Origin of the sequence: Luteibacter sp. OK325 (genome assembly GCF_003050935.1) — a bacterium.
Lineage (GTDB): Bacteria > Pseudomonadota > Gammaproteobacteria > Xanthomonadales > Rhodanobacteraceae > Luteibacter.
Genome location: NZ_QAOX01000005.1, coordinates 186,350 through 211,985, shown reverse-complemented (window position 1 = coordinate 211,985; position 25,636 = coordinate 186,350). Strand labels below are relative to the sequence as shown.

Annotated in this window: 21 protein-coding genes; 16 read left to right on the top strand and 5 right to left on the bottom strand. The window is 65.6% G+C overall.

Annotated features, from left to right (window positions below):
• Positions 1–9 precede the first annotated feature (9 nt).
• Together C8J98_RS12915 and C8J98_RS12910 are read right to left on the bottom strand one after the other, a co-directional pair.
• Positions 10–414, bottom strand: coding sequence for a DUF350 domain-containing protein (locus C8J98_RS12915; protein ID WP_199229908.1), 405 nt, complete (start codon positions 412–414; stop codon positions 10–12).
• Between the two features lie 112 nt (positions 415–526).
• Positions 527–2,629: a prolyl oligopeptidase family serine peptidase gene (locus tag C8J98_RS12910; RefSeq protein WP_107913599.1), complete on the bottom strand. Its 2,103-nt coding sequence runs from the start codon at positions 2,627–2,629 to the stop codon at positions 527–529.
• 83 nt (positions 2,630–2,712) lie between these two features.
• On the opposite strand from C8J98_RS12910, the gene C8J98_RS12905 reads away from it, so the two are divergent.
• Positions 2,713–5,115 (top strand): prolyl oligopeptidase family serine peptidase, encoded by a 2,403-nt coding sequence (locus C8J98_RS12905; protein WP_107913598.1) that lies wholly within the window; start codon positions 2,713–2,715, stop codon positions 5,113–5,115.
• 190 nt (positions 5,116–5,305) lie between these two features.
• On the opposite strand, the gene C8J98_RS12900 is transcribed toward C8J98_RS12905, so the two are convergent.
• Positions 5,306–5,488, bottom strand: coding sequence for a hypothetical protein (locus C8J98_RS12900; protein ID WP_107913597.1), 183 nt, complete (start codon positions 5,486–5,488; stop codon positions 5,306–5,308).
• Between C8J98_RS12900 and kdpF the strand changes: the two genes are divergently transcribed.
• The 9 genes from kdpF to C8J98_RS12855 all read left to right on the top strand — a co-directional run bounded on the left by kdpF (position 5,487) and on the right by C8J98_RS12855 (position 15,849).
• Positions 5,487–5,579: a K(+)-transporting ATPase subunit F gene (gene kdpF, locus C8J98_RS12895; protein WP_107913596.1), complete on the top strand. Its 93-nt coding sequence runs from the start codon at positions 5,487–5,489 to the stop codon at positions 5,577–5,579. The two genes, C8J98_RS12900 and kdpF, sit on opposite strands and share 2 nt — an antisense overlap.
• Positions 5,576–7,297: a potassium-transporting ATPase subunit KdpA gene (gene kdpA / locus C8J98_RS12890; protein WP_107913595.1), complete on the top strand. Its 1,722-nt coding sequence runs from the start codon at positions 5,576–5,578 to the stop codon at positions 7,295–7,297. The genes kdpF and kdpA overlap by 4 nt, the downstream gene beginning before the upstream one ends.
• A 3-nt stretch (positions 7,298–7,300) precedes the next feature.
• Entirely contained in the window at positions 7,301–9,379 is a 2,079-nt protein-coding gene (gene kdpB / locus C8J98_RS12885; protein WP_107913594.1) for a potassium-transporting ATPase subunit KdpB, read from the top strand.
• 12 nt (positions 9,380–9,391) lie between these two features.
• Positions 9,392–9,580 (top strand): hypothetical protein, encoded by a 189-nt coding sequence (locus C8J98_RS12880; protein ID WP_107913593.1) that lies wholly within the window; start codon positions 9,392–9,394, stop codon positions 9,578–9,580.
• Between the two features lie 74 nt (positions 9,581–9,654).
• Complete coding sequence (locus C8J98_RS12875) at positions 9,655–11,073, top strand: outer membrane beta-barrel protein (RefSeq protein WP_107913592.1); 1,419 nt, start codon at positions 9,655–9,657, stop codon at positions 11,071–11,073.
• Between the two features lie 11 nt (positions 11,074–11,084).
• The gene (gene kdpC, locus C8J98_RS12870) at positions 11,085–11,660 is read left to right on the top strand and encodes a potassium-transporting ATPase subunit KdpC (protein ID WP_107913591.1); all 576 of its coding nucleotides are present in this window, start codon (positions 11,085–11,087) and stop codon (positions 11,658–11,660) included.
• A gap of 158 nt (positions 11,661–11,818) precedes the next feature.
• Complete coding sequence (locus C8J98_RS12865; protein WP_107913590.1) at positions 11,819–14,479, top strand: sensor histidine kinase KdpD; 2,661 nt, start codon at positions 11,819–11,821, stop codon at positions 14,477–14,479.
• The gene (locus C8J98_RS12860) at positions 14,476–15,174 is read left to right on the top strand and encodes a response regulator transcription factor (RefSeq protein ID WP_107913589.1); all 699 of its coding nucleotides are present in this window, start codon (positions 14,476–14,478) and stop codon (positions 15,172–15,174) included. Before C8J98_RS12865 ends, C8J98_RS12860 begins: the two co-directional genes overlap by 4 nt.
• Positions 15,175–15,453: 279 nt before the next feature.
• Positions 15,454–15,849 (top strand): hypothetical protein, encoded by a 396-nt coding sequence (locus C8J98_RS12855; protein ID WP_107913588.1) that lies wholly within the window; start codon positions 15,454–15,456, stop codon positions 15,847–15,849.
• Positions 15,850–15,989: 140 nt separating this feature from the next.
• Here C8J98_RS12855 and C8J98_RS12850 read toward each other — a convergent pair whose 3' ends face one another.
• Positions 15,990–16,790, bottom strand: coding sequence for a helix-turn-helix transcriptional regulator (locus tag C8J98_RS12850; protein WP_199229907.1), 801 nt, complete (start codon positions 16,788–16,790; stop codon positions 15,990–15,992).
• Between the two features lie 142 nt (positions 16,791–16,932).
• Here C8J98_RS12850 and C8J98_RS12845 point away from each other — a divergent pair, with 142 nt between their 5' ends.
• From C8J98_RS12845 to C8J98_RS12825, 5 genes are all read left to right on the top strand, one after another.
• The gene (locus C8J98_RS12845; RefSeq protein ID WP_107913586.1) at positions 16,933–17,175 is read left to right on the top strand and encodes a hypothetical protein; all 243 of its coding nucleotides are present in this window, start codon (positions 16,933–16,935) and stop codon (positions 17,173–17,175) included.
• A gap of 78 nt (positions 17,176–17,253) precedes the next feature.
• On the top strand, positions 17,254–17,712 hold the full coding sequence (locus tag C8J98_RS12840) for a MarR family transcriptional regulator (RefSeq protein ID WP_107913585.1): 459 nt from the start codon (positions 17,254–17,256) through the stop codon (positions 17,710–17,712).
• A 23-nt stretch (positions 17,713–17,735) separates the two neighbouring features.
• A complete protein-coding gene (locus C8J98_RS12835) occupies positions 17,736–19,196 on the top strand; it encodes an efflux transporter outer membrane subunit (protein ID WP_107913584.1) in 1,461 nt (486 codons plus the stop codon).
• A gap of 24 nt (positions 19,197–19,220) precedes the next feature.
• Entirely contained in the window at positions 19,221–20,432 is a 1,212-nt protein-coding gene (locus tag C8J98_RS12830) for an HlyD family efflux transporter periplasmic adaptor subunit (protein WP_107913583.1), read from the top strand.
• 12 nt (positions 20,433–20,444) lie between these two features.
• Positions 20,445–21,971: a DHA2 family efflux MFS transporter permease subunit gene (locus tag C8J98_RS12825; RefSeq protein ID WP_107913582.1), complete on the top strand. Its 1,527-nt coding sequence runs from the start codon at positions 20,445–20,447 to the stop codon at positions 21,969–21,971.
• A 163-nt stretch (positions 21,972–22,134) separates the two neighbouring features.
• On the opposite strand, the gene C8J98_RS12820 is transcribed toward C8J98_RS12825, so the two are convergent.
• A complete protein-coding gene (locus C8J98_RS12820; RefSeq protein ID WP_233260225.1) occupies positions 22,135–22,668 on the bottom strand; it encodes an acyloxyacyl hydrolase in 534 nt (177 codons plus the stop codon).
• Between the two features lie 246 nt (positions 22,669–22,914).
• Between C8J98_RS12820 and C8J98_RS12815 the strand changes: the two genes are divergently transcribed.
• Positions 22,915–25,521, top strand: a complete 2,607-nt coding sequence (locus C8J98_RS12815; protein ID WP_146171635.1) for an EAL domain-containing protein — start codon at positions 22,915–22,917, stop codon at positions 25,519–25,521.
• The last annotated feature ends 115 nt before the right edge of the window (positions 25,522–25,636 follow it).

The following is a 25,636-nucleotide window of genomic DNA, read 5'->3' as shown; positions in this document are numbered from 1 at the left end:
CGATCGACCTCAGTAGGACATCGCAGCGGCGTTCAACGCACCGACGCAGACCGCGACGATGGCGACGAACAGGGCGACCGACCTCACGTCCTCTTCGATCTTCCGGCGCAGGTCACGCACCAGCAACCGAAGCACGAAGTGGGTGAGTAACTGCACAACCCAGGCGACCAGGCCCCACAGGGCAAGATCCGCGAGGCTCACACTGTGCGCGATGGCACTGGCCAGGGGCTGGACGAAGCCGAGGGCCGCACCGCCAAGGCTGATCGCCGCGGCGAGGTTGCCGTCGCGGATCAATGCCATTTCGCGTTGGGGCGTGATCCAGATGTAGGTCACCACGAAGGCGACGAAGTAGAAGATGCCCAGGGCGAGATACGCCACGAAGGCCGGCAGGGTGAACAGGTCCGAGACGATCACGAACGCTTCCTTGTATGAGTGTGTGTGTTTCGCAAGCACCCTTCGCCGATGAATCGGCTCCTACACAGAGCGTATTGCATCTTTTGTAGGATCCGATTCATCGGCGATGTTCTTACTCCCCGAGACCCAGTTCGGTAGCAAAGAACGTCATCGACAGCGCCGCATTACCGACGCGCTGGCTGAAGGGCGCACCGATACCGTGCCCGGCATTCATGCGTGTCAGCAGCAACACCGGCTGGCCGGAGGTGGTGGCGTCCTGCAATGAGGCGGCGAACTTGCGCGACTGCCACGGGGCGACGCGCGGATCGTTCGCGCCGGTGGTCAGCAGCACCGCTGGATACGCGGTGCCCTTCTTCACGTTATGCAGCGGCGACCAGGCCAGCGTGGCCTTGGCCTGCGCGTCGTCTTTCACCGTGCCGTACTCGCTCACGTTGTACGGCCCGTTAGCAAACGCGGTCTCGTGGCGCGGTACGTCGTAGATGCCGACGGCGCCGACCACGGCGCGGTACTGCTCGGGATGCTGGGTGAGCGCCGCGCCCATCAACAGGCCGCCATTGCTACCGCCGAGGATGCCGAGATGCTTCGTGTCGGTCCAGTTCGACGAGACCATGGCTTGCGCCGCGGCGTAGAAGTCGTCGAACACGTTCTGCTTGTGCAGTTTCTGACCCTGCTCGTGCCAGGCCTCGCCGAACTCGTTGCCGCCACGGATGTTCGCGTAAGCCAGCACGCCGCCACGCTCGAGCCAGGCGAGATTGGCGCCGACGAAGCCCGGCGTTACCGGAATGCCGAAGCCGCCGTAGCTGTAGAGAATGGTCGGGCGCTTGCCGTTGGGGGTGATGCCATCCATCGAGATCACGGTGACCGGGACCTTGCTACCGTCCTTCGAGACACCGTCCACGCGGGTGACGCGCACCTTCGAATAGTCGGCAGCCGGCTTCACTTCGAAGATCGTTTTCAGCGAGCCGCTGGCACCGTCGTATTCCGCCCAGTGCGTCGGCGTGGTCCAGCCAGCGTAGGCGATCAAAGCCTTGTTCTGGCCGGACTCCGACGCGATGCCGCCGATCGCCACGCCGGTGGCCGGCAACGGCACACGACGCACGAAGCCTGCCTTGGCGTCGTACTGGTCGGCCCACCAGTCGGGGCCGGCGCTGCGCACGACCAGGAAGCCATCGCCCAGCGGGGTCACGCGCTGGATAGCGCCCTCGCCCTGGTCGAGTACGGGGCTGGTCTTGCCGCCGGCCGCCACGGCAACGATCTTGCCGCGCGGCGCACCGGCGAAGCTGACCACGAAGAGGCGGTTGCCCACCCAGGCGGCCGAACGCACGTCCGCGTCATGGCCGAGCACGCGGGCGAAGTTGCCCTTGCCTTCGCGCAGGTAAACCTCGGCCGGCCCGCCGTCGCCTTCGTTGGCGAGGAGCGCAACGGACTTGCCTGCACTGCCTTCGAGCAGGATGTATTCGGCGACGTGCGAGTAACCCTTGCCGAACACCGTGCGGTCCTTCGTGGCGGGCTCGCCGAGGGTGTGATGCGCCAGCACGGCGTCGAACTCGCGCAGGGCCTGGCCGGCCTTCGGCGCTTCGAAGCGCGCGTAGGTCACGCCCTTTTCGTCCGCGTCCCAGGCCAGCGCTTGCGGCGTGGTGCCACCGCCGGCCAGCGGGAGAACGTCACCGAATGGCTTGGCCGTGGCGGTGTCGAGAATGTGGATGGTGGTCAGCTCGCTACCGCCTTCGGCCGTACCGTAGGCGAGGTAGCGGCCGCTCGGCGAGGGCCAGTACTCCGTGATGGCGGTGTTGCCGTCACCCTGGTTGAGGTCGACGAGGGTGCGCGTCGGGCCGTCCGGCCAGGCCTTGGCGACCAGGACCGGCTGCGGCTGTGGCGGCGTGTTCTCGAAATAGAACAGCGTGCCGCCGGCCAGCGTGGGCGACGAGCGTGTGGTCGAGGTGATCGCCAGTTCGCGAATGCGCGCGCTCAGCGTCTTGCCCAGCGGCATCGCGCCGATGGTCGACTCCGTATAGGCGTTCTGCGCGTCGATCCACTTCTTCACGTCCGCCGCGTCGGGGTTCTCCAGCCAGCGGTAGGGATCGTTCACCGGCTGCCCGGCGAGAGTTTCGGCGACCACGTGCTTTGGGGTCGGCGGCGGGCTGGGGGTGGCGGCGTGGGCGCCACAGGCAACGAGCAGGCTCGCGGCGAGCAGGCGGGGAACGAGTACGCGCATGGGGGACGACTCCGGTGGACGGGACCCGAGCGTAGCAAAGGCGCGCTATCCTCGACCGATTTGCCAGACCCGGGAAACGTTCGATGCGCGTACTCGCCGCCGCCCTGCTCACCATCCTCGCCACCGCGCCGGCCTTCGCCGCGCCGCCGCCTCTGGACATGGAAACCATCATGGCCGACCCGGACTGGATCGGCGCACCGGTCGAGGACGCCTACTGGAGCGTCGACGGTAGTCAGCTCTACTACTCGCTCAAGCACGACGGCAGCCCCGTGCGCGATCTCTACCGCGTCGCCGCCACCGGTGGCTCACCCCAGCAGCTCGACCCCAAGGCCGCCGCCGGCGCCGACGGCACGAAGGGGGTGTTCGACCGTGACCATCGCCATGCAGCCTTCATTCGTCATGGCGACATTTTCCTGCGCGACCTTGGTACCGGCACCACGGTGCAGGTGACCCGTTCGGCGGCCAAGGAACGCGACCCGCGCTTCTCCGCGGATGGCCGCCTGCTCTCCTTCCGCAGTGGTAACAACTGGTTTACCTACGCCATTGCTGGCGGCCCGGTAACCCCGGCGGCCCTGCTCGAAGAGAAGGACGATCCGAAGACGAAGAAGTCCGACGACCTCAAGGACGACCAGCAGGCCATCTTCAAGACGCTGCGCGGCCTGCGCGCGGACGACGATGCCGTGACCGCCGACGCCGAGGCGCTCGCCGCCGCCGATCCTGGCCAGGCACCCCAGCCGTTCTGGCTGGGCAAGAACGTGACCGTGACCGATACCTCGCTGTCGCCGGACGGCCGCTGGATGCTGGTCGTCACCCAGGCCAAGGACGCCGAGGAAGGCAAGATCGCCGACCTCACCCACTATGTGACCGACTCCGGCTACGCCGAAACCGAAGCGACGCGCGTCTATGTCGGCCGTAACGCTCCGGCGCCGCAGTCGCTCCGCCTGCTGGACCTGCACTCGCACACCAGCTTCAACCTCGACACCGCGAAGCTCCCGGGCATCGGCGAGGATCCGCTTGCCGAGCTGCGCGCGAAGACCATGGCCGCGCTGCGCAAGGACGGCAAGGGCGACCGCGCCGACGCACTCGCCGCGCCGAAGGTCCGCCCCGTGATCGTCAACGGCGAGTACAGCCCGGGCATCGTCTGGAGCGACGATGGCCACAACGTGGCGGTGCAGCTGCGTGCGATCGACAACAAGGACCGCTGGATCGCCACCGTCGACTTCGACAAGCACACGCTGCTCAACCAGCACCGGCTGACCGACAAGGCCTGGATCAATTGGGACGGCAACGACTTCGGCTGGCTGCGCGACGGCCGCACGCTCTGGTATCTCAGCGAGGAATCCGGCTTCGCGCAGCTCTACACACGGCCGCTGGGGGGCAAGGCCACAGCTCTCACCAGCGGTCGCTTCGAAACCGACCACCCGGTGCTCAGCCCGGATGGCGCGACGTTCTACGTGCGGACCAACCAGGTCGCGCCGTACAGCTACGACATCTACAGCGTGCCTTCGACCGGCGGCGCACTGACCCGCATCACGCACTTCGAAGGCCTGGACGATTTCGCCCTGTCGCCGGACGGCCGTTCGCTCGCCGTCCTGCACTCGTCGTCGTACGTGCCCTCGCAGCTGGCGACGATCGGCGTGGACGGCTCGGCCGCCCATGAGCTCACCGACACGCGCAAGCCTGGCTACAAGGCTCGTGAGTGGATCGCGCCGAAGATCGTGCAGGTGCCCTCCAGTCACGGCGCGGGGACGATCTGGGCGAAATTCTACGGCCCGGCCAATGATGCTGCCGCCGCCTCGCGGCCGGCGGTGATCTTCGTCCACGGTGCGGGCTACCTGCAGAACGTGCACCTGTCGTATCCGTCGTACTTCCGCGAGCAGATGTTCCACAACCTGCTGGTGCAGCGCGGTTACGTCGTGATCGACATGGACTACCGGGCTTCGAAGGGCTATGGCCGCGACTGGCGCACGACGATCTACCGCAACATGGGCCACCCGGAACTGGACGACCTGCTCGACGGCAAGGCCTGGCTGGTGAAGAACCAGCACGTGGACCCGAAGCGCGTGGGCATCTACGGCGGCAGCTATGGCGGCTTCATGACCCTGATGGCGCTGCTGCGTGCACCGGGTGAGTTCGCCGCTGGTGCGGCGCTGCGCCCGGTGACCGACTGGACCAGCTACAACCACGAGTACTCGGCCAACATACTCAACGACCCCCAGCTCGACCCCGAGTCGTATGCCACCAGCTCGCCCATCATGTACGCGGACAAGCTCGCCGATCCGCTGCTGATGGAGCACGGGCTGATCGACGACAACGTGCTGGCCAGCGACACGGTCCGCCTGTACCAGCGGTTCATCGAGCTGCATAAGAAAAACTTCTGGATGTCGCTGTACCCGCTGGAGCGGCACGGCTTCGTGCACCCGGATTCCTGGTACGACGAATACTGCCGCATCGACGAGCTGTTCCAGCAGAACCTGCACCAGTAAGGCCGGCACCCATCGCCGATAAATCGGCTCCCACAGGGTTACGGATGCCATGTGGGAGCCGGTTTATCGGCGATGCTTTCTGTGGGAGCCGATTCATCGGCGAGGGGGCGTTCGGCTAAACCGCTTCGTTGGCTTTTCGCCGATGAATCGGCTCCCACAAACGCCGCTGCGTGGAGACTTTACGCAGATTTTACGCGCCACGCGGGGCGCGATACGCAAGAAATATCGCCAGGGGAGAACAATACGCCGTCTTCTCCGACGGAATGCCCCCGTGGAACTCCTGTACGTTCTTCTCGTTGTCGTCCTTACGGCGGTGACGATCGGTTTCCTCATGATTTGCGACCGTCTCGGTCGCCGTTGAGGAACCTGTCATGACTCCCGTCCTGTTCATCGCCACCGTGGTGGCGGTAGCCCTCGTTGGCTACCTCTGCGTCGCCCTGTTGAAGCCGGAGTGGTTCGAATGACCGCGAACGACTTCTTCCAGGTCGGCCTGTATCTGGCTGTCCTCCTGGTGCTGGTGAAGCCCGTGGGCCACTACATGGCCCAGGTGTTCGCCGATACGCCTAATCGCGTGAACCGCTTCGGCGCACGTGCCGAAAGCCTGCTCTATCGTCTTTCCGGCATCCGCGCCGATGAGGACATGAGCTGGAAGCGCTATGCCATCGCCATGCTGGTATTCAACGTGGCCGGCCTTGCCGTCGTCTACATTCTCCAGCGCACGCAGCAGTGGCTGCCGTTGAACCCGCAGCACTTCGGCGCTATCACGCCCGATTCGGCGATGAACACCGCCGTGAGCTTCGCGTCGAACACGAACTGGCAGGGTTACGCCGGTGAGTCGACGATGAGCTACTTCACCCAGGCGATCGGCCTGGCCGTGCAGAACTTCCTCTCGGCGGCGACCGGTATCGCCGTGCTGATCGCGGTGATCCGTGGCTTCAGCCGTCGCGGTGTCGCAGCCGTGGGCAACTTCTGGGTCGACATGACCCGCGCCACGCTTTATGTGCTTATTCCGTTTTCCCTGGTGATCGCCTTGCTGCTGGTTTCGCAGGGTGTGGTGCAGAACGTGTCGGCCTATGTGGACGTCGCGACCCTGCAGCACGGCCAGCAGACCTTGCCGATGGGGCCGGCGGCCTCGCAGATCGCGATCAAGATGCTCGGCACCAATGGTGGTGGCTTCTTCAACGCCAACTCCGCGCATCCGTTCGAGAACCCGACGCCGTTCTCCAACTTCGTCGAGATGCTGGCGATCTTTCTTGTTCCGGCGTCACTTTGCTACACCTTCGGCAGCATGGTCGGCGATCGCCGCCAGGGCTGGGCGCTGCTCGCCACCATGCTGCTCATTTTCGTGCCGCTGACGCTGGGCCTCGTCGCCGCCGAACAGGCCGGCAACCCGGCGCTGCACGGACTCGCCATCGACGCGCAGGCTTCGGCCACACAGGCCGGCGGCAACATGGAAGGCAAGGAAACCCGCTTCGGCATCGCCGCCTCCGGTCTGTTCGCCGCGATCACCACGGCCGCGTCCTGCGGCGCCGTGAACGCCGCGCATGACTCGCTTACGCCGCTCGGTGGCCTCGTGCCCATGTGGCTGATGCAGTTGGGCGAAGTGATCTTCGGTGGTGTCGGTTCGGGTCTCTACGGCATGCTCGCCTTCGCCGTGGTCGCGGTGTTCATCGCCGGGCTGATGGTTGGCCGCACGCCGGAGTACCTCGGCAAGAAGATCGAAGCGCACGAGATGAAGATGGCGAGCCTTGCCGTCCTGATTCCCTGTGCCCTGGTGGTGATCTGTACAGCGATCGCGGTGATGACCCCGGCCGGTACGGCGGCGGTCGCCAACCCGGGTGCGCACGGCTTCAGCGAGATCCTCTATGCGGTGAGCTCGGCGTCGAACAACAACGGCAGCGCATTCGGTGGCTTGTCGGCGAACACGCCCTTCTGGAACGTGTTGCTCGCCATCTGCATGTTCCTCGCCCGCTTCCCGCTGGCCATCGCCATGCTCGCCATGGCCGGCTCGCTGGCTGCCAAGGGCCATGTGCCGGAAACCGCCGGCACGCTGCCGACGCATACACCGCTGTTCGTCGCACTGCTTGCCTGCGTCGTCATCGTCGTCGGCGCACTGACCTTTCTCCCGGCACTCGCCCTCGGGCCGATCGCCGAACAACTGATGTCCGCCACGGGCCACTGATTCATGACTTCCCAAGCCCATACTCCGCGCGGTTTCGATCGTGCGCTGGTGATCCGCGCCCTCGGCGATTCGTTCCGCAAGCTGTCGCCGCGCCTGCAGTTCCGCAACCCGGTGATGTTCGTGGTCTTCGTGTGCAGCGTGGCGACCACGCTGCTCTGGTGCCAGGCCCTCGCCGGCCACGCCGAAGCGCCGACCGCGTTCATCTTCTGGGTCAGCCTGTGGCTATGGTTCACCCTGCTGTTCGCCAACTTCGCCGAAGCACTGGCCGAAGGTCGCGGTAAGGCCCAGGCCGACGCGCTGCGTGGCTCCCGTCGCGACGTGATTGCGAAGAAGCTCGCTTCCGCCGACCGCAACGCGCCGGTCGTGTTCACCCCGTCCAGTGAGCTTCGCCTTAATCACTACGTGCTCGTCGAAGCCGGCGATATCGTGCCGGGTGACGGCGAGATCGTGATTGGCGCGGCCAGCGTGGACGAGAGCGCGATCACCGGTGAATCCGCGCCGGTGATCCGCGAATCAGGCGGCGACCGCAGTGCAGTGACCGGTGGTACCCGCGTGCTCTCCGACTGGCTCGTGGTGCGTATCAGCAGCAACCCGGGTGAGAGCTTCCTCGACCGCATGATCTCGATGGTCGAAGGCGCGTCGCGTCGGAAGACACCGAACGAGATCGCGCTGACGATCCTGCTGGCGAAATTCACGCTGATCTTCCTGCTGGCCTGCGCCACCCTGCTGCCGTACTCGATCTACAGCGTGCAGGCCGCCGGTGCGGGCGAGCCGATCAGCCTGACCGTCCTCATCGCCCTGCTCGTCTGCCTGATCCCGACCACCATCGGTGCGCTGCTCTCGGCCATCGGCATCGCCGGCATGGATCGCATGATCCGCGCCAACGTCATCGCCACCTCGGGTCGTGCCGTCGAAGCCGCCGGTGACGTCGACGTGCTGCTGCTCGACAAGACCGGCACGATCACCCTGGGCAATCGCCAGGCCGTGGCCTTCTACCCGGCGCCGGGCATCGAAGAGCGCGAACTCGCCGAAGCCGCCGAGCTCGCCTCGCGCGCCGATGAAACGCCCGAAGGCCGCAGTATCGTCACCCTGGCCGCGAGGTACATCAGCGTCAGCGTCAGCGAGCGCCGCCACGACGACCGTCGCGCCGAGTTCGTGCCGTTCACCGCGCAGACGCGCATGAGTGGCGTGGACGTCGGCGCCCGTCACATCCGCAAGGGCGCGATGGATGCCGTCGAGCGCTATCTCGACGCGCAGGACAGCCACCTTCCGCCGCTGGTCCGTCGCATGGCCGAGGACGTTGCCCGTCGTGGCGCGACCCCGCTGATCGTGGTCGACGGCTCGCTGACCCTGGGCGTGGTCGAACTCAAGGATATCGTCAAGGACGGGATCAAGGAGCGCTTCGCCGAGATGCGCAAGATGGGCATCCGCACCATCATGATCACCGGTGACAATCCGCTCACCGCGGCCGCGATCGCCGCCGAAGCCGGCGTGGACGACTTCCTCGCCGAGGCCACGCCGGAAGCCAAGCTCAAGCTCATCCGCGACATGCAGGCCGAGAACCGCCTGGTGGCGATGTGCGGCGACGGCACCAACGATGCACCGGCGCTGGCCCAGGCCGACGTGGCCGTGGCCATGAACAGCGGTACGCAAGCGGCCAAAGAAGCCGGCAACATGGTCGACCTGGACTCCAATCCGACCAAGCTGATCGAGGTCGTGGCCATCGGCAAGCAGATGCTGATCACCCGCGGCGCGCTGACCACGTTCTCCATCGCCAACGATATCGCCAAGTACTTCGCGATCATCCCGGCGGCGTTCGCCACGACGTACCCGGCGCTCAACGCGCTCAATGTGATGCACCTGGCCACGCCGCGCAGCGCGATCCTGTCGGCGGTGATCTTCAACGCCCTGATCATCATCTGTCTCATTCCGCTCGCGCTCAAGGGCGTGGCGTATCGCGCGCTCGGTGCCGGCGCGCTGCTACGTCGCAACCTGCTCGTCTACGGACTCGGCGGCATCGTCGTGCCCTTCATCGGCATCAAGTTGATCGACATGTTGCTGGTCCTGCTCGGACTGGCCTGACCGAGGCTCCCCATGCATTCCGTGAAGCTCACCGTTTTCATTGAAGACCACGCCGACCTGGACATGGAAGTCCGGGTGGTCGCCCCGGAACACGGAGCGGCCGTTGCAGCCGCGCCGGTCGCGACGATCAAGCCGCGCATCGTTCCGGTCACGCCACCCAACGACGACGAATACACGCTCGGCGGCTACGCCGGCATCTGAAACACCCGCTCCTGATAGGCACAACCCACTAACTCCACCGATAAAGGGGTCCCGAGAGGGATCGGTCAAACGCCATGCGTACCACTCGTTATGCTCTCCTCGCCGCTATCTGCGCTCTCGCACCTGTCACCAAGGCCATGGCCTCGGGCAGTGACGATTGCTCCAAGGGTTTTGCTTCGCGCTTCGCCGCTGCCTACCGCGAAGACGCCCAGCCCGCCGACCCCAACGCTGAGGCGCCGGCACGCCGCGGGCTTGCCTCGCCGTTCTCGTCACCGCCGTTCCCCTCGGCGGAATGGCAGCTAGGCGGCGTCGCCTATCCGATTGGCGTGCCCAATCTGAATTCGCAGTATCCGCTCGAGAAGGCACTCGCCTGCACCAGCGTCGGCTCGTGGATGAAGGACAACCGCATCGAGGTCTATGGCTGGCTCAATGCGTCGGCCAACCTGAGCACGTCCTCGCATACGAACTATCCGGTGTCGTATGCGGTGCGTCCCAATCGCGTCGAGTTCAACCAGGCCCTGTTCCGCATCGAGCGTCTGGCCGACACCGTGCAGACCGATCACGTGGACTGGGGCTTCCACCTCGACAACCTCTATGGGTACGACTACCACTTCACCACGGCGAAGGGTGTCCTCAGCAACCAGCTTCTGAACAATCCCAAGCCGAACGAGCCGCTCAACGGCAAGATCTACGGCTACGACCCGATGCTGTTCTATGGGGATATCTACTTGCCGCACGTTGCCGAGGGCATGGACATTCGCATCGGTCGCTGGCTGTCGCTGCCGGATATCGAGGCCCAGTTCTCGCCGAACAACTACCTGGTAACCCACTCGATTCTCTACACGGTTGATCCGTATACGCAGATGGGTGTGATGACCACGACGCGCCTCAACCAGCAATGGACATTGCAGGTCGGCGTGAACGGCGGCAACGACACCGCCGTGTGGAATCATTCGGCACGCCCGACCCTGCAGGCCTGCGTGCGCTACGTGTCGTCCGACAACAACGACATGCTCTACCCCTGTGTGAACAGCTTCAATAATTCGGACTACAACTACAACAACGTGCAGATGTACGTGACGACCTGGGGTCATCGCTTCAGCGACAACGTGCATATCCTCACCGAGGCTTACTACATGTACGGCCGCAACATCCAGGGCTACGGCGCTGGTTTCGACCCCAAGGTCGCCGGCTCTTCGCCGCTGGCGGGCAAGGCCGCCGAGTACGGCATCGTGAACTACTTCAACGTCGAACTCGATCCGAAGAACATGATCTCCTTCCGCAACGAGTTCTATAACGACCAGAAGGGCCAGCGCACCGGCTTCCCGACAAAGTACACCAGCCACACGCTCGGCCTCACCCATTGGGTAAGCCCGGACCTCGAGATCCGTCCCGAGATCCGTTACGACAAGTCGTACGACGTCGACGCATACGACGGTGGCCGCAAGGACTACCAGGCAACTGCGGTTGTCGACGCTATCTGGCACTACTGAGGTAAACCACCATGACCACCCTGCTGCGTAACGCCATCGTCCTGCTCCTGCTCATGACCGCGGTCACCGGCGTGGCCTATCCGGCGGTGGTCGGTGGGCTCTCCGCCCTGTTGTTCCCGCACCAGGCCGGGGGCAGCCTGGTCGAACGTGACGGCAAACCGGTCGGCTCCGAGCTGATCGGCCAGTCGTTCACGGCGCCCGGTTACTTCTGGGGCCGCCCGTCGGCGACGACGCCGGCCCCGAACAATGGCGCGGCGTCCACCCCGTCGAACCTTGGCCCGACCAACCCTGCCCTGACCAAGGCGGCGAACGATCGCATCGCCGCGCTGCGTGAGGTTGATCCGGCCAACAGGGCCGCCGTACCGGTGGACCTGGTGACGGCTTCGGGCAGCGGCCTGGATCCGGAAATCAGCCCGGCTGCAGCCGAGTACCAGCTGGCTCGCGTTGCTCGCGCGCGCCATCTCGACCCGGCGAAGCTGCGGGAGCTTGTTGCGGCGAGTACAGCCGGTCGCCAGCTTGGCGTGCTTGGCGAGCCGCGGGTGAATGTCTTGAAGCTGAATCTGGCGGTTGATGAGGCGGCGCGGTAACGCCCATCGTCTCGGCAACCCCATCGCCGCTGAAGCGGCTCCCACAGTGAGCATCGGCACCGGCTCTTCTGTGGGAGCCGATTCATCGGCGAAACCAGATTGCCCCGGCCCATCGGCTACCCTTCGCTTCATGCTCCCTTCTCTTCCCGGCCACCCTCATGACTGACGACCGCGACGCCCGCGCCAACGCGCTGCTCAGTGCCGCCAGGGAAGAGGATGGCCAGCGGCTCAAGGTCTTCCTTGGCGCCGCGCCGGGCGTCGGCAAGACGTTCGCCATGCTTTCCGCGGCTCGTGACCTCAAGCGCCAGGGTATCGACGTGGTCGTCGGCCTGGTCGAAACCCACGGTCGCGCGGACACGGCCGCCTTGCTCGAAGGCCTCGAAGTACTTCCGACGCGCCCTGTGCGCTATGCCGGCCGCGACTTCCGCGAGTTCGACCTCGAAGCCGCGCTACTCCGTCGTCCGGCCGTGTTGCTGGTGGACGAGCTCGCTCACACCAATCTCCCCGGTGGCCGTCACACGCGCCGTTGGCAGGACATCGCCGAACTTCTCGATGCGGATATCGAGGTGTATACGGCGCTCAACGTCCAGCACCTTGAGAGCCTCAACGACCAGATCCGGCGGATCACCGGCGTGGCCGTGCGCGAAACCGTGCCTGATGCCTTTCTCGATCGCGCCCGCGACATCGTGCTGGTCGACCTGCCACCGCGCGAACTGATCGGTCGGCTCAAGCAGGGCAAGGTGTACGTGCCGGAAACCGCGGCCGTTGCGCTGGATGCCTACTTCTCGCCGACCAACCTCGCCGCCCTGCGCGAGCTCGCGGTCGAAACCGTGGCCTCCCACGTCGACAGCGATCTTCGCGAGCACATGCTTGCCCGCGGCGACGCCATGCCGGTACGCCGCCGCTGCATGGCGGCCATCGACGGCCAGGGCCAGAGCGAGTACCTGGTGCGCATCACGCGGCGTATCGCCGAGCGGCGTGGTGCACCGTGGAGTGTCGTGTTCGTCGACCGCGGCGGCCTCGACGCCGAGCGCCGCGAGCGCGTGGATTCGGCGATGCGCCTTGCCCGCCGTCTCGGTGGCGAGGGTGTGATCCTGCGCGGTCATGCCGTGGCCGACGAGCTGCTCGCCTGGGCCGATCGTGAAGGCGTGGGCCAGATCATCGTCGGACGGACACGCGAGCGGCCGATCGCGCGGCGCCTGGGCTTCTCGCTCACCCAGCAGCTTCTGCGTCGCGGCGCCCACCTCGAGCTGACCATCGTCGCCACGCCCGCCGAGCGTGCCCGTGCGCGTCGACGCCTGCGTTTCAAGGATGGCAACGGATCACGCCGCGAGTACGCTTTCGCCACGGGTGCGACCGCCATCGCGATGGCGTTGTCGTTCGTTGCCGACCGTTTTCTCTCGGTCGCCAACCTCTCGCTGATCTTCCTCACCGCCGTGCTCGTCGTCGCGGTGCGCACGCGCATGGCCGTCGCGGTGTATACCGCGCTGCTGTGCTTCCTTGGCTACAACTTCTTCTTCGCCCCGCCGCGCTACACGCTGGCCATCGCCAATGCCGACGACGTCCTGGCGGTGATCCTGTTCCTTGTCGTCGCACTGGTCTGCAGTCGCCTGGCGACTCGCCTCGCCGGGCAGGTGACCTCGTTGCGAGCGGGACAGGTGCGTGCCCGCGCGCTGGTGGCGCTGGGCCAGCAACTGGCGACCAGCGCCGACGCCGACAGCATCCGCAAGGCCGGCGCGGCGGCGCTCGCGCGCGCGCTGTCCATCGAGATCGCGATGCTCACGCGCGATGTGAGTGGCCACCTCAAGGTGGTCAATTCGGTGCCCGACGCCTTCGCGCTCTCCACGCAGGACCTCGCTGCGGCCGACTGGTGCGAGGGCCACGCCGAGCCCGCGGGCCGCTATACCGATACGCTGCACGCCGCCTCCTGCTGGATGCTGCCGCTCGGCGCCGAGCATCAGCGCGCCGGTGTCGTCGCCCTGCGTTTTCCACTCGGCACGCGCGAGCCCGATGCCGATCGGCGCAGTCTCGCCATGGCGATGGTGCAGGACATCGGCCAGGCACTCGATCGCGCACGCCTCGCGCACGAACTGGAAGGAGCGCGCGTGCAGGGTGAAACCGAACGCCTGCGCAGTGCCCTCCTCTCGTCGGTGTCGCACGATCTCCGCTCGCCGCTGGCTTCGATGATCGGCTCCGCGGGCACCCTGCTCAGTTACGACGCGCAGCTGCCCGCCAATGAACGGCATGAGCTGCTCCAGGCCATCCTCGGTGAAGGCCAGCGTCTGGATCGCTACATCCAGAACCTGCTCGACATGACCCGCCTCGGCCATGGCACGCTGCAGCTCCAGCGTGACTGGGTGGACGCCGGTGAGATTGTCGCCGCCGCCGTGTCGCGCATGCACAAGCTTTTCCCCGAGGTGCGGATCGACGTGCACCTGCCGGCCGAGACCGTGCTGCTGCATGTGCATCCGGCGCTGATCGAGCAGGCACTGTTCAATATCCTCGAGAACGCGGGCCGCTTCACCCCGCCGGAGGAGCCGATTCGCGTCACGGTCCGCTCCGAGGCCGGCCGCCTGCTGGTGGACGTGGCCGATCGCGGTCCGGGCATCCCGGAAGACGAGCGCGCGCGGATCTTCGACATGTTCTATTCGGTAACGCGTGGCGATCGCGGCGGCAAGGGCACCGGACTGGGCCTGGCCATCTGCCGCGGCATGATCGGCGCGCACGGCGGTAGCGTGGAGGCCTTGCCCCACGCGGGCGGAGGCACGACCATCCGGGTTTCGCTGCCCCTGCCGCCGCCGCCCGTCGAGAACGCATGAACCCTACCGCTCCACGAGTGCTGGTGATCGACGACGAGGCGCAGATTCGCCGCTTCCTCGACATCGGGCTGCGTGCCGAAGGCTACCAGGTGCTGCTCGCCGCTACGGGCCAGGAAGGCCTGGGGCTCGCGGCGACGCAATCGCCCGACGTGGTCGTTCTCGACATCGGGCTACCGGACATGGAAGGCCACGACGTGCTTCGTGAGATTCGCACGTGGAGCGAGGTGCCCGTGCTGATGCTCTCCGTGCGCGATTCGGAAACGGAGAAAGTCCGGGCGCTCGACCACGGCGCGAACGATTACGTGACCAAGCCCTTCGGCATCCAGGAACTGATGGCGCGCTTGCGCGTGTTGCTACGACAGGGAGCCAAAGGCGGTCAGGCCGACGCCCCGGTGCGTTACGACGACGGCAACCTCGTGATCGACCTGGCTCGCCGCGAGGTGCTGCTCGACGGCGCTCCTGTCGCCTTGACGCGCAAGGAGTTCGCTGTGCTCTCGCTCCTCGTGCGTCACCCCGGCCGCGTCGTCAGCCAGCAACAGATCCTGCGCGAAGTCTGGGGCGCCACCCACACGCAGGACACGCACTACCTGCGCATCGTCATGGGCAAGCTCCGCCTGAAACTAGGTGACGATCCGTCCACACCGCGCTGGCTGAAAACCGAACCCGGCGTCGGCTACCGCTTCCCCGCAAGCTGACATCTTGAAACCTGCACGCTCCCTGTGGGAGCCGCTTCAGCGGCGAAAGCATGCCCGCAAAATCGGCACGTACAGAAGGTGGGAATCGATTCATCGGCGAACAAGTGCTCGCAAAATCGGCACCCGTAGGAGTCGACGATGTCGGCAATTGCTCCCGCGACCGACCCCAACTGTGACGCAGCCCACAGCCCAACAAACCCGCCGTTTTTTTCAGACTATTCTGATTCCCACCCCACGATGAACCCATGACCTTCCGCCCCTCTCACCAAGGAGCAAGGCATGAAACCGTTCCGTACCCACGCAGTGATCCGACGCATCTCGGCAGCCGCCAGCCTGCTCTCGGGCCTGGTCACTGCGACTCCTGCATTCGCCGGTTCCCCCGCCTGCACCAGCGAACATTTCAGAACCGGCAAGCTCACCCTGCCGAGCTACGACGAAGCGATGGCCGATTGCATCACGCAAGAAACATCGATGACGAATACGGCATCCGGCACGTTCGAGCCGCTGCGGTCTTGCCACGACATCGGACCGCGAGGCAACCATGGCCCATGGATACATGGTCGCATCGGTGTCGACGTCGTCGAGCGAAGCAGTGGCGATCGCTACACGTTCGAAGGATTGTGGATGTGCAAGCCGGTCGCCGAGGCTGTCTTCGACGGCCCCTCGAGCCGCTGACCGCTTCCTGTGGGAGCCGGCTACGCCGGCGATTGTGGGAGCCGCTTCAGCGGCGATGCTTTCGCGAGCACCCATCGCCGATGAATCGGCTCCTACAGCGAGCACCCATCGCCGATGAATCGGCTCCTACAGTTCAAGGCTCAGGCGCCGCTGGCTTGTCGCGCGAGATAACGGCCTGGCGAATCGCCGAAGGCGCGCCGGAACATCGCCACGAAGGCACTCGGCGTGGCGTAGCCAAGGGCGTCGGAGACGACCGAGACGGCCTCGCCGTGGGCCAGCCGTTCGAGCCCACGAGCCAGCCGCGCCTGTTGCCGCCACTGCGCCACGCTGCACTGGGTTTCCTGGCGGAACAGGCGTGTGAGCGTGCGCGCGGACATACCTGCCCAGCTAGCCCATTCTTCGATGCCGCGCGTGTCGTGTGGACTCTCGTACATGGCCATGGCCACGCGGCGAAGGCGGCGATCCACCGGCATCGGCAGGTGCAGCGATTCCACCGGGGCACGACGCAGTTCGTCCAGAAGCACGGCGAACAGGCGTTCGCGCTCGGGGTCGGTCTCGGTGGTAACGACATCGACCGGCCAGGTGGCGGCGCGCTTGACGATGGCGCGGAACAGGTCGTTTACGCCGACCACGCAGGGGCGGTCCGGCAGGCAGGCGGCAGCGCAGGGGGCGATGAAGACGCCCCATGCGTGACTCGGACCCGCGATGCTCACCGTGTGCATCATTCCCGGCGGCATCCAGCCGGCGCGGTGCGGCGGCAGCAGGTAGGAGCCGTGCTCGGTACGACTGATGAAAAGCCCCTGTTCCACATAGAAAAACTGACCACGCACATGGCTGTGCCAGTCGGTTTCGCGCAGCGGCAGCTCGCCTCGGGCCTCGTAAGCGATGAGCGGCGGGCCGTCCGCGCTCTCGAGTAATCGATGTAGAACTTCGTCGTGCATTTGGCCGAATCTCGACATAAGTTGGCCCACTAACGATATCAGGCCGATAGCTTCCATAGCTATCATTTGCAACCCCAAGCAAATGTCCCTGCGCACGGCATCCGTCGACACCTGCGCCCGTGACCCTGAAGCGGAGATCCCTATGATCCGTCTCGTCACTACCGATTTAACCGATTTGAGCGAGGGCCAGGAGGCCGGCGACGCTCTGGTGACCTTCGTCGCCTGCGCCCACGCCATGCTCGATCCGACCACCCCTGAAGAGCAGGTTCGCCGCCTGGAACCCCGCTTGCTGGCTCAGTTGCCGACCCTCAGGGCACTGGGTGTCTTCGACCTGTTCGAGGTGCGTGACCCGGCTCTGGCGGCGTTGCTGGCCGACGAAGGATGAATATCCGAGAAACCTGAACTATCCGCCTAGCGTATATTTGCCTTGACAACTATCTTCAGGGCAATAGAATGCACGTCCATGAACAACCACCTGTGCCTTTCCTACGACGGTCGCGACACCCTCGGTGCCCTCATCGGCATGGTGCGTAGCGAAATCGTCCGCGCCATCGAGGCCGATCTCGCCGCGCTGGGCGCGGACCTCAAGTTCACCCAGTTCCATGTACTAAAGCGTCTGGCCACCCACGGTGCGATGACGGCGACGGAGCTGGCACGGGCGGTGGATCTCGACGGCGGCGCCATGACGCGCCAGCTCGACCAGCTGGAGTCCAAGGGCTACCTGCGGCGCAAACAGCACGAGCAGGATCGCCGTGCATTGCGCATCGAGCTGACCGAAGCCGGTGAGGCGCTCTGGAAGCATCTGTACGAAAGCAACATCGCGACGCTGGATCGGGCCCAGAAGGACCTCTCCAAGACCGAGCGCGATCAGTTGCACGATTACCTGGAACGCGTGCTCAACGCGCTCCGCGACAAAGACTGAACTAAACGTCCGAGGCAAAACGCATGCGTCTGCACACTCTCGTGGCGGCCGTCGGGGCCGCGTTGATTCTTTCCGGCTGTGTCACCAGCCGTGGACTGGATCCGCAGGGTCAGCTCACCGACCCGACCACCCTTCACGCCGACCGTACCTTGTCGAAGGTGGCCGTCTCCCCGGCCGGCTGGCCGTCGGCTGACTGGTGGACCGGTCTGGGCGACAGCCAGCTCGCATCGCTGATCGAGGAGGCGCTGAAGGACAATCCGGATCTGGCTACCGCCGACGCACGCGTGCGCCAGGCACAGGCACAGAGCAGCGGGGCCGATGCCGCGCGCGATCCGACCTTCAGCGTCGGCGCTGGCGCCGCTGGCGCGCACCTGCCGGGTTCGCTGCTGCCGTCGCCGCCGGGTAACCACTTCTCGTGGACGAAGTTCGGCTACGGCAACTTCAGCTGGGACCTCGACCTGTGGGGCGGCAAGCGTGCCGCGTGGGAAGCCGCCCTCGGCAGCCAGCGTGCCACGGAGATCGACGCCCGCGCCGCGCGTATCGAGATCTCGACGAGTGTCGCCCGCGCCTACGTGCAGCTCGGCTACGCGTTCACCCAACTGGACGTGGCCAAGGCCGAGCTCGATCGCAGTAACGCCTCGCAGAAGCTGACCGTGCAGCGCGTGGCCGCCGGCGTCGACAACCAGACGCAGGTAAAACAGGCCGACAGCGAAGTGGCCTCGGCCGAGCGTGAGATCGCCGTGTCGGAACGTGCCATCGATACCGCGCGCATCCAGCTCAGCATGCTGCTGGGCAAGGGTCCCGACCGCGGCATCGACATTACTCGTCCCGCCGCGTTGACCCCATCAGCGGTAGCGATTCCGGCGAACCTTCCGGCCGACCTGCTCGGTCATCGTGCCGATCTGGTCGCCGCTCGCTGGCGTGTCGAGGCGGCATCGAAGGACATCGTCTCGGCAAAGACGGAGTTCCTGCCCAACGTATCGCTCGGCATCCTCGCCGCGCAGGCGGCCAGTGGTTCGGACAACCTGTTCTCGTCGCGCGCGCGCTTCTGGCAGGTGCTGCCGGCGGTGAGCCTGCCGATCTTCGACGGCGGTCGCCTTCGCGCCAACCTGTCGGGCAAGGACGCCGAGTACGACCTCGCCGTCGCGCAGTACAACAAGACGCTGGTGGGTGCGCTCAACGAAGTGGCCGACGACCTCTCGGGTCTCGACTCGCTGGGCACGCAGATCCAGGCACAGCAGCGCGCGCAGGACGCGGCACAGCAGGCATACGACCTCTCGCAGCTGCGTTACAAGGCGGGTGTCGGTAGCTACCTGGAGTCGCTCGCGGTACGTCAGCAGTTGCTGGAAGCCCAGCAGCGCATGGCCTCCCTGAAGGCGCAGCAGGTCGACACGTCCGTCCAACTCATTCAGGCGCTCGGCGGCGGTTTCCGCCCTGAGGCCGACGACCAGCCGGTCGTCGCCGCCACGCCCGCAACCCACTAAAAAATCGCACCGAGGCAGCTTCCGATGTCACAAGAAACCATTGCCCCATCCGGCGCCGTCGTTGCGCCGCCCCCGAAGAGCCGTCGCGGCTTCTTCCTCAAGCTCCTGGTTGCCGTGATCGTGCTCGCCGCGATCGGCTGGACCGTCTGGTACTTCGTGGACGGCCGCTGGGAAGAGGACACCGACGACGCTTACGTCAACGGCAACGTCGTGCAGATCACCCCGCAGATCGCCGGCACCGTCACCTCCATCGGTGCCGATGACGGCGACCTCGTCCATCAGGGCGACGTGCTGGTCAAGCTCGATCCGAGCGACGCCGAAGTCGCCCTGGAGAGTGCGCGCGCCAACCTCGCCAACACGGTACGCAAGGTACGTGGCCTCTACAACAACGTGACCTCGTCGCAGGCCGATGTCGCCGTGCGCCAGACCGCGGTCGATCGCGCTCGCCAGGACTACAACCGTCGCCGCGATCTCGCCAAGTCCGGCGCGATCTCCGCCGAGGAGCTCTCGCATGCTTCCGATACGCTGACCTCCGCCGAGAGCAGCCTCGCTTCCGCGAAGCAGGCATACAGCAGCAACAAGGTGCTGGTCGACGATACCGTCGTCGCCTCGCATCCGGACGTCCGCGCCGCGGCCGCCAAACTGCGTTCCGCTTACCTCGACGACGTTCGCGCCACCCTGGTCGCGCCGGTGGACGGTTACGTCGCCAAGCGCACGGTGCAGGTCGGCCAGCGCGTGCAGCCGGGCGCCGCCCTGATGGCCGTCGTGCCGCTCCACGAGGTGTGGATCGACGCGAACTTCAAGGAGACCCAGCTCAACAAGATGCGCATCGGCCAGCCGGTGGAAGTGACCGCGGACGTATACGGCGGCAAGACCGTCTACAAGGCGAAGATCCGTAGCCTGGGTATCGGCAGCGGTAGTGCGTTCTCGATCCTGCCGGCGCAGAACGCGACCGGTAACTGGATCAAGATCGTCCAGCGCGTACCGGTACGCGTGGTCTTCACCGAACCCCGGCAGCTCGAAGAGAAGCCGTTGCGCCTGGGCCTGTCGACCAAGGTCACCGTGAACCTGCACGACCAGAGCGGCCCGCTGCTCTCGACGCAGGCGCCGACCAAGGCCGAGTTCTCCACGCCGATCTACGACAAGCAGCTTGCCGATGCCGACAAGGACATTGCGCGCGTCATCCACGAGAACGCATCGGCGGGTGAAGGCGAGCAGCAGAAGGCTCCGAAGTAAGGAGGCCGCGCAATGAGCACCGAATTTCGACCGCCAAACCTGGCGCTGTCCACGATCGGCCTGTCGCTTGCGACCTTCATGCAGGTGCTCGACACGACGATCGCGAACGTGTCGCTGCCGACCATCGCGGGCAATCTGGGCGTCAGCTCCAACCAGAGCACGTGGGTGATCACCTCGTTCGCGGTCAGCAACGCGATCGCGCTGCCGCTGACCGGCTTCCTGACGCGGCGTTTCGGTGAAACGAAGCTGTTCGTCATGGCCACGCTGTTGTTCTCGCTGGCATCCTTCCTGTGCGGTATCGCGCAGAGCATGACCATGCTCATCGTGTTCCGCGCTATCCAGGGCGCGGTGGCCGGCCCGATGTATCCGATCACGCAGAGCCTGCTGATCTCGATTTATCCACCGGCCAAACGAGGCATGGCCCTGGCCCTGCTGGCGATGGTCACCGTCGTCGCGCCCATCGCAGGTCCGATCCTCGGTGGCTGGATCACGGACAACTACACCTGGCCGTGGATTTTCTTCATCAATGTGCCGATCGGCATCTTCGCCAGCTTCGTCGTGGCGAACCAGATGAAGGGACGCCCGGAGGTCACCGAGAAGCCCAAGGTGGATTACGTGGGCCTGATCACGCTGATCATCGGCGTGGGTGCACTGCAGGTGGTGCTCGATAAGGGCAACGACGAGGACTGGTTCTCGTCGCCCTTCATCATCGTTACCGCGATCATCGCGGTGATCGGCCTGGCCGTGTTCCTGATCTGGGAGCTCACGGACAAGGACCCGATCGTGAACCTGAAGCTGTTCCGGCATCGAAACTTCGCCATGGGCACGCTATGTCTTGTGCTGGCCTACGCGGCGTTCTTCGCCATCGGCCTGCTCGTGCCGCAGTGGTTGCAACGCAACGTGGGGTACACGTCTACGTGGGCGGGCCTGGCCGCGGCGCCGCTGGGTATCATTCCGGTGATCCTCACCCCCTTCGTCGGTCGCTACGCGCATAAGTTCGACCTGCGCGTGCTGGCCTCGGGCGCGTTCCTGGTGATGGGCGCGACATGCTTCATGCGCTCGGAGTTCTATCTCGACATCGATTTCTACAGTGTCGCGATGGTGCAGCTGATCCAGGGCCTGGGCGTGGCGTTGTTCTTCATGCCGATCCTCAGCATCCTGCTGTCCGACCTGCAACCGCGCGAAATCGCGGCAGGCTCCGGCCTCGCCACCTTCCTGCGTACGTTGGGCGGCAGCTTCGCGGCGTCGCTGACCACGTTCCTGTGGGATCGACGGGCGATCGTGCACCACGAGCGGCTGACCGAAACGATCACGCCGTTCGATCCGACGGCCCAGCAGGCGCTGACCACGATCGGCCACGGCGATTCGCAGTACGCGACCTCGGCGTTGAACGCGATGATTACCAACCAGGGGTATCAGATCTCGTTCAACGAGGTCTTCCACCTGCTGGGGTATGTGTTCATCGCCCTGGTGTTTATCGTCTGGCTGGCGAAGCCACCGTTCGCGGCAAAGGCCGGCCCGGCGGCTGCAGGCCACTAAGACCAGATGTGTGTGGGAGCCGCTTCAGCGGCGATGCCCCTCGACGAGAAAGCCGGCGCATCACAGCGCCGGCTTTTTGTCTTTTGTGGGAGCCGGCAACGCCGGCAACGGCGTTACGGCACCCTGGCCTTTCGCCGCTGAAGCGGCTCCCACATTTCCTTGATCAGAGATTGAAGCCGATACCCACCAAAGCCATCGTCTCGCCGCGGTTCGGCTCGTGGAAGCTGCCGTTCGAGATATGGCGGATCTGGAAGCTGACGTTCTTCATCTGCCAGCCGAGTGTGCTGACGAACTCGTAGTCGCTGGATAAGGCCTGGGTGTGACCACCGGCCGTGCCCGCCACCTGGAAGCTGAAGAACAGCGGCTGGTACCAGTCTGTGTCGTTACCGTAGTGGAAGCGGGCGCCGGCGGCGCCGACCCATACGTTATTGGTGACGCCGGGGTGGTAGTCGGCGTAGCGCCCGATGTGGCGACCGTCGATATAGCCGATGGAGACATCCGGCGACCAGGTGAAGCGGCTCTGGCCCATGGGATGGGCATCGAACACAGACTCGATGAAGAAGACGCTGGTGCCGTGGGTGTCCATGTAGCTACGGCCGCCCTGGAGTTCCAGGTGGGTTTCGGCAGCGGCGGGGATGGCGACAGCGGACAACGTAAGGGTGGCAATGACGCCAAGTGCAAAGCGGGACGAGCGCATGGGGGAACTGGTCCTTGGTGGTGGGGCGTACTGTTTGTGAACTGAATCGTTCGGTAAATAGTGTTCAGCAAACGTGAATGAAAGAGGGTACATAAGAATATTCGTGCCGATATTGCATCTCCCTTTCGCGCGCGCGACTTGCTCGCCGTGGCGATCAAGACGACGGGCCGCCTGCCGTTACAGATGCACAGGGCCCCGCCGCCGACCGGCCGCGGGAATAGGATCGGCGTTGCGGCGCAAGGGGGCGTGACGGTGGAAGGCGCGATGGACAAGGGCGCGGCGAAGCTGCGCACCCGGCGTATCCGTCTGGCCACCTGGGGCGTCTCGCTCGGCCTCAGCGTGGGTCTGGTCACGCTGGTCGCCTTCCTGCAGATCGATGTCTACCGCGGCATGCTCGCGAACGGGCGCCGTCAGCTCGCCGGCTCGGCCAGTGGCACGGTACGCATGGTCGACCAGGACATCGACGCCAGCCTCGGGCCGCTGCTCGCGCTGCGCAATGCAAGCGACACCGCCGAGTCCGGTTCCCTGCACATGCGCCTGGCCGAAGTGCAAGCGCGCCACCCCGAGCTGCCCACGTTTGTCGCCCTGGATGCGGGAGGCGGCGTGCTCGCCTGTACCAGCGCGCCCCTGCTGAACTGGCGCGAGGGCCTGGACGCTCCCCGGCGCGAAGCGCTCGGCGCCAGCGTGCGCGTCCTCGTGGCCGACGGACAGAACGGGGCGCCACCGACCATTCGCATCCTGGTCGACTCGCGTGTGCCTGAGCCGGCGGCCTTCGGCACCGTGATCGACGAGGCGCGCGTGCGCGATGGATTGAGTCGCTCGATCATGGGCGGCACCGCGGACATGACCGTTTTCTCGCTGGATGGGCGTCGCTTCGCCAGCAATCGTGCCGACCGTGTTTCATCCTGGAGCGGTCCCGTGCCGACGCCCGGAACGAGTGGCCAGCATGCCGACGACCTCCGGATCTACGCGTGGGCCGCATCGGCGCATTATCCGTTCGCCGTGCAGGTCGGCCTCGAACGTGCGGGCATCTTCGACGAATGGTTCCGCCAGGCTCGCTCGTCGATGCTGGCGACCTTCGCCCTGGTCCTCCTGCTCAATGCCTTTGCCGCCGCGTTCGACCGTGCCTATCGCCGGCAGAGCCACCTCATCCGGGCCCTGTCGCTCAGCACGCTTCATCAGCGCGACACCGACCGCGACCTCGCTGCAAGCGAGGCCGCCTACCGCCAGTTGATGACGCGTATGCCATTGCCCGTGATCATCGTGCGCAACGACCGCATCGAGTACGCCAACCTGCTCGCCGAGGAGCGCCTCGGTCACGACGGCGCGACCCTGGTCGGCCGTCACGCGGCGGAATTCATGGATGCCGATGCGCTCGAGGCAATGCGCGGTGGAACGCCCGAAGGCACCAGTGTGACCGCGTGGCTGAACCCCGAAGAGGGCATGCCGTTCGAGGCCGAGCTGGCGCTCTCGGACTACCGCGATTCCCGCGGACGCGGCACGCTGGCGATCGTGCGCGACGTGACGCAGCAGCGCCGCTACGAAGAACGACTGAACCACCAGGCGACGCACGACGAGCTCACCGGCCTGCCCAACCGTCGCGCGCTGCGCGAGAAGCTGGAGCATCTGATCCGGCAATCTCAGCGCGACGGCTCGGGCCTCATGGTGCTGTTCATCGACCTGGATCATTTCAAGTTCATCAACGACGCGCTCGGCCACGCGCTGGGTGACCAGGTGCTGCGCGACGTGACACTCAAGCTGGGCGACGTGCTCGACGGCCTCGGTCACATCGGCCGCTTCGGCGGCGACGAGTTCGTCGCGATGCTGCCCTTCAGCTGTTCGCCGGCACGCGCACTCGACGTGCTGCCGCGCATCCAGAGCGCCATTGAAGAGCCCCTGGAAGTGGGCGGTTCGGTGCAACGCCTGAAGTGCAGTATCGGTGTCGCCTTCGCCACACGCGATGGTTCGGATGCGGACACGCTTATTCGTAACGCCGACACGGCGATGTACGACGCGAAGCGGTCGGGGCGACATACATGGAAGCGTTATTCCGCCGACATGCATGCAACCGCCATGGCCCGCCTTACCGTGTTGTCGCGCTTATCCGGCGCCAATCTCGACAATGAGCTCGCGCTGGCATGGCAGACCCAGCACGCCGGCGACGACGGCCGCGTCATCGGTGTGGAGGCCCTGCTGCGCTGGCCGTCTGCGCCGGGAGATCTCGGCACGCCCGACAAGCTGGTGCCCTTGCTGGAAGAAACTGGCGCCATCGTGCAGATCGGTCAGTGGGTCTTGCGCGAGGCATGCCGGCAACAACGTCGCATCGCGGGATTGCTGGGTGCCGACTGCCGGATCGCGGTGAATATCTCGGCGCAGCAACTGGTACACGTCGATCTCGTGGCTGAAGTGCGGCAGGCGCTGGCGGAGACGGGCGCGAGTGCGTCGCTGCTGGAACTGGAGCTGACCGAAAGCGCCTTCATGAATGAGCCTGCGCGGGCCATTCGCACCTTGCATGAGCTGCGCGCGATGGGTGTGAGCATCGCGCTGGACGACTTCGGTACCGGCTACTCGAACCTGACGTATCTGTCGCGGTTGCCGCTGGACAAGATCAAGATCGACAGGCACTTCACCAGCGCGCTCCTGCAGGACGACGTGGACGCCTCCATCTGCCGCTCGATCGTCTTCCTCGCCCGCAGCCTCAACCTCGAGGTGGTCGCCGAGGGCGTGGAGACCGACCGTCAGCGTCGCTGGCTGCTCGACGAGGAGTGCACGTCGATGCAGGGCTTCTTCTTCTCCCGGCCGGTACCGATCGACGAATTGGGTCCGGCGACACACGAACTCCGCTTGACCTGACGCTGGCAGGTCGCGATGACCGGTTGTTCCCCGGGAGAGCCAATGTGTTCTTCCCACGGCGATTTATCCCCCGGGTCACACCCCTTACATTGCTAAGAGGAGGCAGCCGCTTCCG